Annotated in this window: 14 protein-coding genes; 6 read left to right on the top strand and 8 right to left on the bottom strand. The window is 62.1% G+C overall.

Features of this window, described 5'->3' with window-relative positions; translation table 11 throughout:
* Positions 1–282 precede the first annotated feature (282 nt).
* Positions 283–1524, top strand: a complete 1242-nt coding sequence (locus BI327_RS24885; RefSeq protein WP_076863875.1) for an LLM class flavin-dependent oxidoreductase — start codon at positions 283–285, stop codon at positions 1522–1524.
* Between the two features lie 268 nt (positions 1525–1792).
* On the opposite strand, the gene BI327_RS24880 is transcribed toward BI327_RS24885, so the two are convergent.
* The 3 genes from BI327_RS24880 to BI327_RS24870 form a co-directional block, all read right to left on the bottom strand.
* Complete coding sequence (locus BI327_RS24880) at positions 1793–2392, bottom strand: hypothetical protein (protein WP_076863874.1); 600 nt, start codon at positions 2390–2392, stop codon at positions 1793–1795.
* Positions 2393–2562: 170 nt separating this feature from the next.
* Positions 2563–3627 (bottom strand): adenylate/guanylate cyclase domain-containing protein, encoded by a 1065-nt coding sequence (locus BI327_RS24875; RefSeq protein ID WP_076863872.1) that lies wholly within the window; start codon positions 3625–3627, stop codon positions 2563–2565.
* A gap of 41 nt (positions 3628–3668) precedes the next feature.
* Positions 3669–4508 carry an SDR family NAD(P)-dependent oxidoreductase gene (locus BI327_RS24870; protein WP_076863870.1) on the bottom strand — a complete coding sequence of 280 codons (840 nt, stop codon included), beginning with the start codon at positions 4506–4508 and terminating at the stop codon, positions 3669–3671.
* A gap of 179 nt (positions 4509–4687) precedes the next feature.
* Here BI327_RS24870 and BI327_RS24865 point away from each other — a divergent pair, with 179 nt between their 5' ends.
* Positions 4688–5650, top strand: coding sequence for a sensor histidine kinase (locus BI327_RS24865; protein ID WP_076863868.1), 963 nt, complete (start codon positions 4688–4690; stop codon positions 5648–5650).
* A gap of 204 nt (positions 5651–5854) precedes the next feature.
* Positions 5855–7627, top strand: a complete 1773-nt coding sequence (locus BI327_RS24860; RefSeq protein WP_076863866.1) for a putative bifunctional diguanylate cyclase/phosphodiesterase — start codon at positions 5855–5857, stop codon at positions 7625–7627.
* Between the two features lie 174 nt (positions 7628–7801).
* Here BI327_RS24860 and BI327_RS24855 read toward each other — a convergent pair whose 3' ends face one another.
* On the bottom strand, positions 7802–8473 hold the full coding sequence (locus BI327_RS24855) for a carboxymuconolactone decarboxylase family protein (RefSeq protein WP_076863864.1): 672 nt from the start codon (positions 8471–8473) through the stop codon (positions 7802–7804).
* Between the two features lie 140 nt (positions 8474–8613).
* On the opposite strand from BI327_RS24855, the gene BI327_RS24850 reads away from it, so the two are divergent.
* Positions 8614–9018: a YccF domain-containing protein gene (locus BI327_RS24850; RefSeq protein ID WP_076863862.1), complete on the top strand. Its 405-nt coding sequence runs from the start codon at positions 8614–8616 to the stop codon at positions 9016–9018.
* A gap of 146 nt (positions 9019–9164) precedes the next feature.
* Here the strand turns inward: BI327_RS24850 and BI327_RS24845 are convergent, their stop codons facing one another.
* From BI327_RS24845 to BI327_RS24835, 3 genes are all read right to left on the bottom strand, one after another.
* The gene (locus tag BI327_RS24845) at positions 9165–9419 is read right to left on the bottom strand and encodes a GCG_CRPN prefix-to-repeats domain-containing protein (RefSeq protein ID WP_245334922.1); all 255 of its coding nucleotides are present in this window, start codon (positions 9417–9419) and stop codon (positions 9165–9167) included.
* Positions 9420–9619: 200 nt separating this feature from the next.
* Positions 9620–10660 (bottom strand): alpha/beta fold hydrolase, encoded by a 1041-nt coding sequence (locus BI327_RS24840; RefSeq protein WP_076863859.1) that lies wholly within the window; start codon positions 10658–10660, stop codon positions 9620–9622.
* Positions 10661–10761: 101 nt separating this feature from the next.
* Positions 10762–11841, bottom strand: a complete 1080-nt coding sequence (locus BI327_RS24835) for an LLM class flavin-dependent oxidoreductase (RefSeq protein WP_076863857.1) — start codon at positions 11839–11841, stop codon at positions 10762–10764.
* A 390-nt stretch (positions 11842–12231) separates the two neighbouring features.
* On the opposite strand from BI327_RS24835, the gene BI327_RS24830 reads away from it, so the two are divergent.
* Entirely contained in the window at positions 12232–13155 is a 924-nt protein-coding gene (locus BI327_RS24830) for an HNH endonuclease (protein ID WP_076863855.1), read from the top strand.
* A 124-nt stretch (positions 13156–13279) separates the two neighbouring features.
* Positions 13280–14113 (top strand): hypothetical protein, encoded by an 834-nt coding sequence (locus tag BI327_RS41850; RefSeq protein ID WP_143271689.1) that lies wholly within the window; start codon positions 13280–13282, stop codon positions 14111–14113.
* Here the strand turns inward: BI327_RS41850 and BI327_RS24825 are convergent.
* Positions 14108–14497, bottom strand: coding sequence for a hypothetical protein (locus tag BI327_RS24825; RefSeq protein WP_076863853.1), 390 nt, complete (start codon positions 14495–14497; stop codon positions 14108–14110). The two genes, BI327_RS41850 and BI327_RS24825, sit on opposite strands and share 6 nt — an antisense overlap.
* Positions 14498–14605: the final 108 nt, after the last annotated feature.

The following is a 14605-nucleotide window of genomic DNA, read 5'->3' as shown; positions in this document are numbered from 1 at the left end:
AATGACGTCACGTCCGACATCAGCAGATTCCAGTCATCGCTTCGATTACCTCGGACGTAAGCGTCGGTTCACGGGTGCGTCATCCATTGGCGATCCCGCACCTGCCCGCGCTCCCCCGCGCAAGTTGCGTTGATGCGCTGGGAAACATTCCGGAGGGCGGCAATCGCCGCCGATTTGCGCAACAACCATGCGGGCGCCGCAACCCCGGAGCATTGCCTTGCTTTCGCCCACCCCGTAGGTTGGCGGAAAGCCCCCATAACAAAAAGCCGGAGAGAACGACCTATGGCGCGCCTCAAGTTCGGAGCCTTCCTCGCCCCGCATCACCCGATCGGCGAGCATCCGATGCTGCAATTCCGCCGCGACCTCGATTTCGTCGAACAGCTCGACGACCTCGGCTATGACGAATTCTGGTGCGGTGAGCATCACTCCTCGGGCTGGGAGACCATCGCCTCGCCGGAGATGTTTCTGGCCGCCGCCGGCGAGCGCACCAAGCGCATCAAGCTCGGCACCGGCGTGATCTCACTGCCCTACCACCACCCCTTCAACGTCGCGCAGCGCATGGTGCAGCTCGACCATATGACCGGCGGCCGCGCCATCTTCGGCTCCGGCCCCGGCGCGCTCGCCTCCGACGCGCATACGCTCGGCATCGACCCGATGACCCAGCGCGACCGCCAGGACGAGGCGATCGCGGTGATCCGCCGCCTGTTCAACGGCGAGCGCGTGACCGCCAAGACCGACTGGTTCGAGATGCACGACGCCGCGCTGCAGATCCTGCCGCTGCAGGAGGACATGCCGTTCGTGGTGGCCTCGCAGATCTCGCCGTCGGGCATGACGCTCGCCGGCAAATACGGCATCGGCATCATCTCGCTGGGCTCGATGTCGACCCAGGGCCTGATGGCGCTGCCGCAGCAATGGCAGTTCGCCGAGGACGCCGCCAAGAAGGCCGGCACCACCGTGAGCCGTTCCAACTGGCGCGTGCTACTGTCCTGGCACATCGCCGAGACCCGCGAACAGGCGCGGCGCGAGGCCGGCGCCGGGCTGATGCGCTGGCACAACGAATATAACGTCGGCACCCTGATGCGGCCGGGCCTGACCGCGTTCGCCTCGCCGGACGAGGCAGTCGACAAGACCGCGTTCGTCGACGGTGCCGCATCCACCATCGGCACGCCGGATGATCTGATTAAGATGATCAAGAACCTGGTCGACGTCTCCGGCGGCATCGGCTCGATCATCGGCTTTGCCCATGACTGGGCCAATCCGGAAAACACCCGCCGCAGCTGGGACCTGGTCGCGCGCTATGTCGTCCCGGAGATCAACGGCTATATCGACGGCCTGCGCAAGTCGCGCCAGTTCCTGATCGACAACCGCGCCGTGTTCGAGCGCGCCGGCCAGGCCGTGATGGCCAAGATCATGCAGAACGACAAGGCCGCCGCCGCCCTCCAGCAAACCGGCACAGGCCGCGTCGCGATCCCGGCGGTCAACGCGCCTGACCTCGCCAAGGCTGCGGCGAAGCAGAAGGTGTGAGGCCAAGAGTATCTTGCCGCGTGCTCATCGCGCAGCTGTCGCATCTGCGAAAGCTGGAATCGATATCGCGCCGAAGCCACAATCGTCTTCCTGGCGAAAGCCAGGACCCATAGCCACGACGCCCGATTGCGAACGGGATCGCGGCCACAGCATCGCGCAACAGTTGAGATTTGGGGTAATGGGTCCCGGCCTTCGCCGGGACGACGCTGAGGAAGGTTCGCGCTTCAAGATATTAAACAACCCGGTGTCATCACCCGCAAATTCCGCGTCACCGGTCCGCGAGCAGCCAGTCGGCCTTCGCGAGCAAAGCGGACGAAGCTTGCACGGACTTCGATTGCAGCGGCCGGATCAGCGCCTCCTGAAGCTCTGCCTTTGGAGCTTTGATAAGCGCGAAACGCACTGCGATGACTTGTGACTTGAACGAATTGGCGATTCTGCTGCGCCAATGCAAAGTGTCGGCAAAACCAGAGTCCAGTTGAAAACGCAGCCCCGTCGCGGATTTTCTTCTCCCCAAGCCACCGTCAAGGCTGATGTCCCTGATCTCCTTCCACGAAATCAAGTCGTCGGAGGCGAAGCTGTATCTGAACCCTTCAGACGATATCGTCAGAGCAGGACCGCCTGCCTTGAGTGTTTTGAACAGACTCGCAAAGGCCGCGCACAGGTAAAGCAGGGCTGCACCGCAGATCACGGCCACCACGAAAAACATGGCGGATTCGCCGACGTGGCGCGGAAAATCCATAGCCAAGCCCAATGAAGTCGCGCTGCACGCCAGGAACATGAACGTAAAAATCAGGATGGCGATCAGGAGCGCGGCCAGCGCGACGGTCGCCCAGAGACGATTTACCGCGAAGCTGCGATCTTGGCTCATTGGACAATCCGGAGCTATTTGCCCTGTCAATACACTGCATCGACAGAATATCTCAAAGGTTGTCCAAATCCCAGCCGTCAACCCGTCCGGCAGTTTGCCGCTGCCGAACGTTGATCGGGCATACGCGGAAGGTGGCGACGCCGCTGCCGCTCCGCTTGGGAGGCCAAAGACTACGCCACCGCCCCGATCCCGACGACATCGATGCCGTCAACGCGGCCGCGGATTTCAAGCGTGCCGAGATCGCTGACCGGAAACGGCGGCGGCGCGGCGAAGCGAGCCATCGCGGCGCGTGAGGCAAGAAAGCCGCCGTCGACCTTGCGGCTCAATTCCTCCAGCCGCGCCGCGGTGTTCATGACATCGCCGTTGAAGACGATTGCGCGCTTGACGTCGCCGATCTCGCCGACGATCACGGGGCCGAAATGCAGGCTGCCGCGGACCTGCGGCACCGCGCCGAATTCGCGCTCGAACTGCGGCGCCGCCTTCTGCAACGTGCGGCGCATCGCCACGAAGCAGCGCAGCGGCCGGCAATCGACCGCGCCGTTCCGCTCGGGCCAGGTCACGATGATCTCGTCGCCGACATAGTTGAGCACTTCGCCGCGATAATCGACCACCGACTGCGTCAGCAAACGGAAGGTGCGGTCGAGGAAACGATGGATGCCGATGCCGCCGAGCCGCTCGGCGAGCCCGGTCGATCCGGCGATGTCGACGAACAGCACGAAGCGCTCTTCCTCGACCGGCGCGTGATAGCGTCCGGTGACGAAGTTCATGAAGGCGCGCGGGCCGATCAGATTGGCGATGCTGAAGCCAAGATTCACCAGCACCGAGACTCCCGCGGAATAGGCGAAGCTCCACCAGAAATCTTCGAACGAAGCCTGCAGCGGCGCGCCTGCGACGCGCTCGCCCGCCTGCAGCAGCTGGATGCCGATGATGATGGCGGCGTAGATGGCGCTGCGCGCGATCAGATTGGAGAGAAAGGACAGGCGGTTGAGCCAGTCCCAATCCTCGAGAACGAACAGTTCGATGGCCCCGATGATGGCGGCAAGCAGGAAGCCGTAGGTGGCGCCGGCGATCAGCGGCGTCGCTCCACCGCTCCCGCGGCTCAGACCGACCGCGACGCCGGACAGGATTCCGACCACGACCACGGCAGCAAGACGTTGCAGCTTCCGCTCGACCCTTGGGCTGACGCGGGTCCGTGATTGGGGAGATCCCTCGGTCGATCCGGTCAATGCGGACATGGCCAACTTACCTTTCCGCGTCACTGCGAGGAGCTCGCGGCCTACGCCCCCTGATCGAACGCCTTGCGCAGCGCGACGTAGCCTGCCTGCTGCTGGCTCCAGTTGCGGCCGCCGGTGATGGCCCCGTCGATGACGAGGTCATGGCCGTTGATGAAGCTCGACTCGTCGCTCGCCAGAAACACCGCGGCGTGCGCAATGTCGTCGGGCAGACCCGCGCGCGGGATCGGCTGCGCCGCCTTGTAGACCTCGCGCATGACGGCCGCCGTCTTCTCGGCGGCGTCGGTCGACAATCCCAACGCCTTGCCGAAAATGCCAGTGGCGATCGCGCCGGGCGAGATCGAGTTGACGCGAATGCCGGATTCGCCGAGCTCCATCGCCACGCATTTGGTGAAATGGATCACCGCGGCCTTCGCCGCGCCATAGACCATCGACGAGGAGAAGCCGGCGAGCCGGCCGGCGATGCTGCCATTGTTGATGATGCTGCCAGAACCCTGTTTGCGCATGATGGGCGCGGCATGCTTCATGCCGAGCATGACGCTGCGCACCAGCGTCGCCATCGCGGCGTCGAACCGCTCGACGTCGAGGCCCTCGATGCCTCCGGTCTGCGCCGGGCCGCCGGCATTGTTGAACAAGCAGTCGAGCCGGCCGAATTTCTCGACCGCAAGCCCGATCAGCGCCTGCATCTGCTCCTCGACCGTGACGTCGGTCTGACGAAACAGGCAGTTGCCGCCGAGCTGTTGCGCCAGCGCCTCGCCTTCGGGCGCGCGGCGCCCGGCGATCACGACCCTCGCACCCTCGGCGACAAAGACCTCCGCCGTGCGCAACCCGATGCCGCTCGTCGCCCCGGTAATGACCGCGACCTTGCCGTCCAGCCGTCCCATGCCGTTCCCTCAACTGATGTTTGATGTTGCCGATATTCCCCAGCCGCTCCGGACAACGCAAGCGCGGGGCATGGTTACCGGTCGACGAGGTCCATCTGTGGCCAGAAGGCCACAACTGCGGTTTTTCGGTCGCAGCGGCCTTATTTTGGTTCGCCTGTTCACGTGAACTGGAACGACAGATGGCGAAGTGGATCAACGATTTCAGGGCTGGTTGGCGGGGCGATTCCCAGCCTTCGCTGCTGCTTGCGGTCGCCTTCGCCGTGCTTTGCCTCGTTTTGGCCACGGCCGCGCGCTTCGGGCTCGCCCAGATCAGACCGGACGTGTTCTTCACGCCGTATTTCCCGGCAGTGTTTTTTGCGACCGCCCTTGGCGGCTTCCGGATCGGGATCGCGACCGCGCTGGCAAGCGGCCTGCTCGGCGTCGTCCTCAATTTCAGCAGCACCCATGCCGATCCGGCGCGCTTTGCACTTCTGATGATCTTCTGGGTGGTGTGCGGCATCGCGATCTGGGGCGTGGAGCACTACCGTTCCCTGGTCGCGCAGCAGCGCGAGGTCTCCAAGCGGCTGATCGAGGAGGAGCAGTACCGCAAGGTCGTGGTCGACGAGTTGCAGCACCGGCTGAAGAACAAGTCCTCGACCATTCATGCCGTGCTGCATCAGGCGCTGCAGGACCGGCCCGACGTCTGGCAGCGCATCGACCATCGCATCCGCGCGCTCTCGGCGACCGACGATCTGATCGCGCGGGTCGATGGCTATGGCTGCGATATCAAGGATTTGCTGCGCTCGGAACTCGGTCCCTACGGTCACGTGCGGTTCAATCTCAATGGCGAGCAACTGTTCCTGCCCGCCAAGCTCGCCGTCTCGCTGGCGCTGATCTTCCATGAGCTCGCAACCAACGCAGGAAAGTACGGCGCCTTCTCCTCGCCGCGCGGATTTCTGCAGGTGTCATGGACGGTCGACGACGGACGTCTCAATGTGATCTGGGACGAAACCGAGGGGCCGGTGGTCGAGGCGATCGGCGAAGCCGGCTTCGGCACCAAGCTCCTGAAGTCGGCGCTGCGGCCGTTCGACGGCAAGACCGAGATCAGTTACCTGAAGACCGGTGTTCATTGCACCATGCAGTGCAAGCTTCCCAACTGTTGATAAGTCGGCTTTCCGGCACAGGCGCATTTTTTGGTGCAACCGCGCGCGCCGCAATCGCTTTCACCGACGGCCGAGGCCGACATTGATACTCTGTTAATGACGATTGCCGCGACGGCTTGCGAAAGCAGCCCGGGTCTCATTCTGTCACGGCATTTCGCAGGTCCGCTTAACCAAAACTACAACGGACTTTGCCAAGGTCGGCGCATGCATAGTTTCACCAAGAACGATTTTCAGGCGGGCGCGGCAGCGACCGGCCGAGACGACATTTCCGGAAATGAACTGCGCATCTTGCGCGATCTCCTCCAACTGCTGCCGGCGGGCGTCACCGTCCAGGACGAGCACGGCCAGTTCATCCTGGTGAATGAAGCGGCAGCGAGCCAGTTGCAGCTGGCCGCCAGCGCGAGCCAGCCGTCGCCGGGCGACGAACGCCACGCCGCCAATCTGGACCTGCTGCGCAGCGGTCGCCCTGTCGTGCTCGAGGAAGTGCTGTCCTGCGGCGCATCGAAATACGTGTTTCTCACCTCGCATCGGCCGGTCCAGATCGCCGGGCGCAATCTCTTGATCTCGACATCGACCGACATCAGCGAGCAGAAGGCATTCGAGGACCAGCTATTCCGCTCGGCCTATTACGACGAGCTGACCGGCCTGCCGACCCGCCGGGTGATCGAGCATCGCGTCAACGGCCTGATCCGCGACACCTCGCAGAGCCATTTCGCGCTCGCCTTCCTCGACGTCGACAATTTCAAGCACATCAACGACTATTACGGCCATGCGATCGGCGACGCGCTGCTGGTCGAACTGTCCAAGCGGCTCGGCCACGCGCTGCGCGACACCGATATCCTGTCGCGCATCTCCGGCGACGAATTCCTGCTGCTGCTGAACCCGATCAGCAGCAATGACGAGGTTGCCGAGTTCATCCATGTCATGCAGGAGCGGCTGAAGGCGCCGTTCTTCATCGAGGACTCCGAGATCTTCGCCTCGACCTCGATCGGCGTCAGCCTCTACCCAGTGCATGGCAGGAGCTACGAGGCGCTGCGCCAGAATGCCGACATCGCGATGTACCGCGTCAAGCACAACGGCAAGGGCGCGATCGCGTTCTTCGACAACAGCATGGAGCGCGAGGCGCTGGCACGGATGAAGATCGAGCAGTCGCTGCGACTGGCGATTCTCGAGAAGCGCTTCTGCTGCGCATTTCAGGCCAAGGTCGATATCCGCACCCAGGAGGTGAAGGGCATCGAGGCGCTGGTGCGGCTGCGCGACGACGAGGGCGTGATCCAGGCGCCGGGTACCTTCATCGACCTCGCCGTGGAGCTCGGCCTGATCGACGAGCTGACGTTCCTGGTGCTGGCGGAAATCGTCAAGTCGATCGACCTGATCAACGACACGTTCGGCCCAACGGCAACGATCAGCATCAACGTCGCGGCCAAGCAGGCCGGCAATCTCGAGTTCATGCGCCGCTTCGCGCGCGCAATCGAGGAGACCGGCTTCCCGAAGCGATTCATGATCGAGGTGACCGAAGACGCGTTCGTGACCCGGTCGCATTTCCAGGATCAGATCCTGCCGATCCTGCGCAGCATCGGCGTCGGCATCTCGATCGACGATTTCGGCATCGGCTATTCGTCGTTGTCGGCGCTCGCCGACATCACCGCCGACGAGATCAAGATCGACCGCTCCTTCATTACCGACATCCATAAGCGGCCGCGCAGCCAGGGCATCCTGCGCGCGATCGAATCGCTGAGCGAGGCGCTCGGCATGACCGTGGTCGCCGAGGGCATCGAGTCCTACGAGGAGCTCGCCTATCTGCAGGCGGCGACCAAGATCCGCTTTGCCCAGGGCTATTACTTCGCCAAGCCGATCTTCCTCGAGGATTTGAAGCCCGCGACGCCGGTCGCCAGCGAGACCCGCGCCAGCATGGCGGCGCGCCCGTCGCAGGAAGGCCGCCAGAGCTATTCGCGCGCCAGCGGTTTTCGGCGGTAGGTCCCCTCGCTTCCGAGCTACCAATCCGACGTCGTCATGGCCGGGCTTGTCCCGGCCATCCACGTCTTTCTTCACGCAGAACCAAAGACGTGGATGCCCGGGACAAGCCCGGGCATGACGAGTTATCGGATCGACCGAGCAAACCCCACTCGCAGGACAACCGCGGCAAGCGCCCTACTTCTCCAGCACCGGCAACGGCGTCACGCCGTTATTGGCGGCGCCTGCCTGCATCGTGATCAGCGTCATCGAGACCAGGTCGTAGTAGCCCATGATGCTGATGATATCCATCATGCCGCGCTCGCCGAATCTCTCCAGCGCGGTCTTGTAGACGGAGTCACCGACCTTCTTGTCGCGATAGAGCGCGATGCCGAGATCGTAGAGCGCAGCCTCGTCATCCTTCATGGCTTCCGGTCGCGTGCCCTTGGCGATGGCGTCCGCGACCTTTGGATCGAGCCCGCCCTTGATCGCCAGCGGATAGTGCGCCGACCATTCATACTGCGCGGTCCAGTGCCGCGCCGTGATCAGGATCGCCATTTCGCTGAGCCGCGCCGGCAACGAGGTATTCCAGCGCAGATACTCCGACAGATTCGACAGCTTCGGCGCCAGATCGGGATTGCGGATATAGGCGCGGTAGGGCGGCGCGGTGAATTTCGCATTGCGCGGCGGCGCGCTGATCATGTCGGCCCAGGCCTTCTGCGCCGGCGAGAGTTCCTCGGCCTTGAGCGGTGCGAAGCGAACGGCGTCCTCGGCTCGCGCAGCAGCCTGCACGGACAACGCCAGCGCCGCCAGAACTGCCGCACCAAGAACGTTTGCCCCGAGAATATTTGCCCCAAGTCTTCTTCTCATTGTCATTCTCCCTTTGCGATGCGGCTGCCTCTGCGACAAGCGTCCGCCGGACGTGAATATCGCCGCCGCGCCGCACCCTACCGCGGCGCCGGCTGCCGGCCTATATTGAGGCGGTCTCACGCGGTGCGAAGGTGTCGGCCATGCAGCCTGTGTCTATCCTCCTGAATATCCTCTGGATCCTGATCGGCGGCGCGTGGATGGCGTTCGGCTGGCTGATCGCCGCTGTCATCATGGCCATCACCATTATCGGGCTGCCCTGGGCGCGCGCCGCCTTCAACATCGCCGTCTACACGCTGCTGCCGTTCGGCTCGCGTGCGGTCCGCCGCGATGAAGTCACCGGCTACTCCGATATCGGAACCGGACCGCTCGGCGTGATCGGCAATCTGATCTGGTTCATCCTGGCCGGCTGGTGGCTCGCGATCGGCCATCTGATCACCGCCGTCCTGCTGGCCGTGACCATCATCGGCATCCCCTTCGCCTGGGCGCATCTCAAGCTTGCCGGCATCGCGCTGTGGCCGATCGGCAAGGTGATCGTGCCGGCGTGACGCGGCGGCCGCTTATCGTCAGCTCGAGCGCGGTGACATTTGGCTAAGCTGTCACCACGCTTAGGTTTTCTGAGGATGAACTCCGCGCAAACGCGTCCCGCGCTCGTCACGCGGGAAAGCCGCTGCGCAGTTTTCCGGATCGTGCTCTAGAGCCAATCCTTCGTCGCCTGCGAGCAGGCCTGGAGGTCGCGCCGCCAGACAAACCCGCCGCCGCCGCATGGCGGCCGCGGGCGCGAGGTCGCCGGGCACTCGTTCCTGACCCGTGGGCTGCCCCATCCGTCAATCACGCAGGCGCCGTTCGCCGTCCTGTGGCAACCGGTGCCACATCCTTCTGCGGCGTTGGCCGGAATCGAGCCGAGGAATGCGCCTGCCGTCAGAACCGCGAGCAAATATGCTCTCATGATGGTCTCCATCAAGCTGTCGGTTGTGATGCTCCATTCGCAGCTGGATCATAGGCGATCTCGATGCGGCCTGCCAGCGAACCGCTGCACATATTCCCGTGTGCGCTGCGATCACGATGCGAAGTATCGCATCATGATCGCATCTCATTGTTTGCGCATGATCTTCCCGGAAAACCAGTCTCCGCTTTTCCGGATCATGCTCAGCGCGCGGCCTCGCAGCCGGGTATGTCGAACACCGCGGTCAGGCCGCAGGGCGAGTTGAGCATCTTGCCGCCCTCATGGCCGACACCGGGCACGTCCCATACACTGTGGTTCGGCGTGCCGCCGTCGCGGGACTGCATCGCGGCGAAGTAGGTATGCCCGCGCGCGTAGCGATACGGCCCTTCGGCCTCGGCCATGCAGGATTTATCGAGCGCGGGATGATCGGGGTTGGTGTCGAGCGTGCCGAGCAGATAGATCACGCGGCGCGCGACATAGGCCTGCTCCAGCGCGGCCGCCGTCGGCTCGGCGAGATAGGGCGGGCGGTCGTCCATGCCGAACTTCCATTTGTTGTAACCATGGCAGTTCGCCGCGATCGCGGGCTCCGGCCGCTCCCTGGTGAAATAGGCATAGGAGGAGGGATTGGCGACCACATAGCGCAGACCGATGCCTTCGCGCAGCAGCACCTGATCGCCCTTCACCGCGATCGCATAGCGCTGCACCACCTGGCCGCCGCCGGAATGGCCGAACACGACGACCTGCTTCAGGTTCGGGAACAGCCTGCGGTCACCGAGTTTTGCCAGGATGGCGTCGAGCGCATCGAATGAGCTCGCCGGGTTCGGCGCGATCGCAGGCTCGCCACCCTGCCAGCCATAAAGGCTCCAGCGCAGCGTCTCCGGAGGCAGCTTGAACGCCTCAACGTCTGATGCGATCAGGAATTGCGGCGCGATCATCAGTGTCGCCTTGCCGACATCGCCGGCCGCGGCCTGCGCGCTCAGCGCGGCGCGGAAATAGTCGTCGGCATTGCGCAGCACCCCGTGCAGCACCAGCACCGCGCGTGTGATGTCGGGCAGCGGATTGGACCAGTCGGCGGAGAGATAAAGCGGAAACGTCGCGCTGCCGACGGCGATCCGCGCGCTGGCGATCTCCTTCACCGGCTTCATGTCGCGCTCGGTCTGCGCCGGCGTTGCCGATGCGACCGGCGCGTGCGCGGCTGTTATGGCAAGCAGCACGAATGCCGCAAGCCAGGGGCGGTGATGCATGATTCAGTCTCCGTGGATGCCGTCGGGCGAGCAGGCCGGATCATGGCGCAGCGCGCGTCGTTTGACGCGTGAATTATCGGAAAGGTCATTCATGTCGCGCCTCAGGCGGCAAGCCGCCCGCGATTGTTCGCGGCAAGGATCGGGCGGATCAGGCGGCCGAACCGCTCGGCCTCCTCGTCATGCAGATAGCCGGAGAGGCAGAAGGAATGGCAGCCGGCGTCGATGAACTGCTGCAAGGTCGCGGCGCATTGTTCGGGATTGCCGACAATCGCGATGCCGGCACCGGGCCGCACCTTGGTGATCCCGGTCCACAGATGCGGCATCAGCAGGTCGCCATAATCGCGCGCGAGCTGCTGCACGCGCTGGTTGGCTTCGGACCTGACATAGAGCGTCTTCATTTCCTGCTTCTGCCGCTCGGTGGCGTGGCGCACCAATTGGTCGGCGGCCTCCCAGGCATCGGCCTCGTTCTCGCGGCAGATCACCTGGAGCCGCATGCCGAAGCCGATCGTATCCTCGCGGTCGTGCGCGCGCGCCATTCGCCTGATCTCGGCGATATTGTCCGCGATGCGCGCGGGCAGATCGCCCCAGAACAGATGGACGTCGGAATGCTTCGCCGACACCTCCCAGGCCTGCCGCGAGCCGCCGCCGAGATAGAATTTCGGAAACGGCTGCTGCAGCGGACGCGGCCGGATATGCGCGCCCGTGATCGTGTGAAACTTGCCCTGGAAGGTCACCGGGCCGCGCGTCGTCCACAGCGCCTTGAGGATCGCGACCTCCTCCTCCATCAGCGCGTAACGCTCTTCCTTCGCATAGCGGACGCCTTCGGCCTCGACCTCGCTCTCGTTCTGGCCGGCGATCAGATTGATGCAGATCCGCCCGCCCGACATCTGGTCGAAGGTCGAGATCATCTTCGCCATCAGCACCGGATTGATATAGCCGGGCCTTGCTGCAATCAGCGGCTTGATCCGCGCCGAGCGCGCCGCCATGAAGGCGCCCGTGATCCAGGCCTCCCAGCACACCGATCCGACCGGGATCAGGAGATATTCAAATCCCGCATCCTCGGCGGCCGCGACCACGCGCTCGCAGAGTTCCGGCGACCCCGCGACTTGCGCCTCCATCAGCCCATAGGCCGTGGTGTCGCCATGCGTGGGCAGATACCAGCCGAATTCCAGCGGACGCATGGGCAAACTCCCTCGAAAGACGGCCCTTTTTTAGCTGGCCTGTCATATTGGCAGAGGCAGCTTACAGCCCAAAACCACCCGGACAACGCCGTTGCCGACCCGGAGGCAATCAGCTAAATGAACCCTGCACGCACCCGTAGCTCAGCTGGATAGAGCGTTGCCCTCCGAAGCTGGACTGGTGACAAAGCAGATCCCTCGAAAACTGCAGGTTCTCTGACGCCCGGAGCGTCATTTCCACGTCCCAGGCACACCCGGGCCACGTTTGGCGATCGCCTGACCGTCCAAGACCATCTGCGGATCTAGCTCGATAGAAGGTAGCACTTCGAATCTTGCGCGAGCTGTGCCAGGGTTAAAACTTCAAATTGCCCGCATTGCCCGCGAAACGACCGGATGGACACGCCAAATCTTGACACACTCATGCGAGTGGCTGCCTTCGAGCGCGTCCGAAGGCTGAATGAAATTCACGACCACCTGACGGCAGCGGAATTGAAGCCCGGATTTCTCTTTCGGGGAGAACGCATCCCACTAATCAATCCCCAACGAGGTATTTTCAAGCCACAACAGATGCGGTTCTTGCTGTCGATTAAGACGGTCTTCCCGAAGCCGGGCGCCAAGGTCTGGTATGATGACCAAAGGGAAGTTCACCGTCAGATATTCGATGGTGACGAGACTGTGGACTATGCCTTTATGGGCAAGAACCCGGATGCGGCGGATAATCGATGGTTGAAGGAAGCTTACGAAAGCCAAATACCGATCATCTATTTTCTTGGAATAGCACCGGGCCGCTACCAAGCCCTCTTACCGACCTTCATTTCGGGCTGGGACGGCCACGCTCTAAAGACCCAAGTGACGTTCGGAGCTAATCCAGAAACTCTGGCTCCCCCAACGGACAACGCTGAACGACGATACGCGCTGCGCACAGTCAAACAACGGCTGCATCAAGCAACTTTCAGAGAGGCGGTGATTGCCGCTTACGACGGGCGCTGTGCATTTTCTGGGCTTCCCGAACCATTGCTTCTCGACGCTACGCACATCATTGCCGATAGAGACGACCACCTCGGTCAGCCGGTGGTCACGAACGGCATCCCACTTTCGAAAATCCATCACGCAGCTTTCGACGCACATCTAATCGGAATTGATCCTGACTTCCGCATGCACGTGTCAAGTCGACTACTCGGCCAAACCGATGGTCCGATGTTGGAAGCCCTCAAACAGTTAAACGGTCGGAACATTCGTTTGCCCGGCCGGACAAGGGACCATCCCGACAGAGATCGATTGGCTGTGCGTTTCGAGCGCTTTAAGTCGGCCGCGTGAGCAATGCGCTTCTCGCCAGGCCAGACTACGAGAAACGATCCCTTGTTTGGCTTAGTGGGGCCAAAGCGGCTCAGCAACACCACTGCACGCCACAGCGTTACCATAATCGAAGAAGAGTATACTCATGGACCCACTTAGTGCGGAGACGTGGAAGCATCACTGGGAGGTGATTGCGAGCGCACCCTACGTTCTGATGCCCTTAGTTGCTTTGGCGCTGATGGTCGGATGGTGGATCGGAAACAAGCTTGCTGGCGCTCGAGTCGAAGGCCTCAATGGCACGATAGAGAATCTTAAATCACATATAGAACTTCTGGAGTCGCGCTTCAATTTTGCTACTGCTCGCGAGGGAGACGTTCATCGAGCTCGCAACGAACTCGAGAAACAACTCTTAGAGCTAAGATCAGAGGTTGCTACTGGCGTTTCAGCTGAAAAGCTGGCCGCCACTTCAGCTAAGGTAGACGCAGCAGTCACCGAGCTTTCGACAGCGAACGATTCGCTTGCTATCGCCCTGACTTCTGAAGGCTCGGAACTCGAATTCTATACTCAACTAGAGCAGCGCTTGCCAGGTCAGACGGAAAGGCTGAAGGAGTTTGTCGGCTCTCTAAAGCCATTGGGCGTCGAGCCGAAGTATGGAAAGTCCCTCTTCTTACGATGGCAAACTGAAGATGGCCTAACACTCTCTGCCGGAACAATCGAACCAACCGGTAGCATCTGGCTTCTCAAGTCCGTAACGGATGCTCGCATGGCAGGAAATCAATCGGCGGGCGAGCGATATCTGAAAACAGTTGCTCAACTGACTAATGGATCAATCAAGCGATACGAAAGCGGACAGATCGACGTCCGAGGGCCGGACGGACGAGCATTGCGTCTGCCCTCTCTAACTAAAATAGCCCCTGCGTGGAAGGAAGCCATTAGCAAGCTGATAAGCGACGTTTCGCCACGAGCGAACGTTTCATGAGGCCTCCCGACCCTTATCTCTCAACTCTTGCATTAGCATCATGAGTCTAGCGATACGATCTTCGATCTCCACGAACTCTAACGCTACAAGCAAGTCTTGGCGCTCCATCATTCCAAGCATTGTCTTGAGCACCTCGTGACTATGACCAGCTAGGACGAGCAAATGTTCGCCACTCGGACCGTATTGACCTGAAAACCAGTTTTTCACTGTCCTCTCGTTGGCGCCCGTCCATCCAGCAACTGTCTTAATTTGCAGGCCGCTTTCGACCGATGCTCGTTGGAGAGCAGCGGCTATTTCCATTGCAAATCGGTTCTCTCGACTTTCCAAGACTCGCACGCCTTTTCGCCGACGCGGAAAGAACTTGCCCAGATTTGGAAACGACATTCAGCCGTTTCGCTCTTTAAGATGGCGCCCCTGGGAGCACGGTTTGAAGCAACCATCAATCGCCAATTTCTCAACAAGGCGTCCGCAATTGATTAGGCGAATCAGTCG

It is taken from the genome of Bradyrhizobium mercantei, from assembly GCF_001982635.1.
In the GTDB taxonomy this organism is placed as follows: domain Bacteria; phylum Pseudomonadota; class Alphaproteobacteria; order Rhizobiales; family Xanthobacteraceae; genus Bradyrhizobium; species Bradyrhizobium mercantei.
Note: the sequence above shows the minus strand (reverse complement) of the source record. Positions and strands in the feature narration are given on the sequence as shown.

What these genes read in the sequence shown, in the direction of transcription:
- BI327_RS24850 (WP_076863862.1), top strand. Translation starts at nt 8,614, where the DNA reads ATGCAGCCTGTGTCTATCCTCCTGAATATCCTCTGGATCCTGATCGGC.
- BI327_RS24835 (WP_076863857.1), bottom strand. Translation starts at nt 11,841, where the DNA reads ATGCGTCCGCTGGAATTCGGCTGGTATCTGCCCACGCATGGCGACACC.
- BI327_RS24870 (WP_076863870.1), bottom strand. Translation starts at nt 4,508, where the DNA reads ATGGGACGGCTGGACGGCAAGGTCGCGGTCATTACCGGGGCGACGAGC.
- BI327_RS24855 (WP_076863864.1), bottom strand. Translation starts at nt 8,473, where the DNA reads ATGAGAAGAAGACTTGGGGCAAATATTCTCGGGGCAAACGTTCTTGGT.
- BI327_RS24885 (WP_076863875.1), top strand. Translation starts at nt 283, where the DNA reads ATGGCGCGCCTCAAGTTCGGAGCCTTCCTCGCCCCGCATCACCCGATC.
- BI327_RS41850 (WP_143271689.1), top strand. Translation starts at nt 13,280, where the DNA reads ATGGACCCACTTAGTGCGGAGACGTGGAAGCATCACTGGGAGGTGATT.
- BI327_RS24880 (WP_076863874.1), bottom strand. Translation starts at nt 2,392, where the DNA reads ATGAGCCAAGATCGCAGCTTCGCGGTAAATCGTCTCTGGGCGACCGTC.
- BI327_RS24825 (WP_076863853.1), bottom strand. Translation starts at nt 14,497, where the DNA reads ATGTCGTTTCCAAATCTGGGCAAGTTCTTTCCGCGTCGGCGAAAAGGC.
- BI327_RS24845 (WP_245334922.1), bottom strand. Translation starts at nt 9,419, where the DNA reads ATGAGAGCATATTTGCTCGCGGTTCTGACGGCAGGCGCATTCCTCGGC.
- BI327_RS24865 (WP_076863868.1), top strand. Translation starts at nt 4,688, where the DNA reads ATGGCGAAGTGGATCAACGATTTCAGGGCTGGTTGGCGGGGCGATTCC.
- BI327_RS24875 (WP_076863872.1), bottom strand. Translation starts at nt 3,627, where the DNA reads ATGTCCGCATTGACCGGATCGACCGAGGGATCTCCCCAATCACGGACC.
- BI327_RS24830 (WP_076863855.1), top strand. Translation starts at nt 12,232, where the DNA reads ATGGACACGCCAAATCTTGACACACTCATGCGAGTGGCTGCCTTCGAG.
- BI327_RS24840 (WP_076863859.1), bottom strand. Translation starts at nt 10,660, where the DNA reads ATGCATCACCGCCCCTGGCTTGCGGCATTCGTGCTGCTTGCCATAACA.
- BI327_RS24860 (WP_076863866.1), top strand. Translation starts at nt 5,855, where the DNA reads ATGCATAGTTTCACCAAGAACGATTTTCAGGCGGGCGCGGCAGCGACC.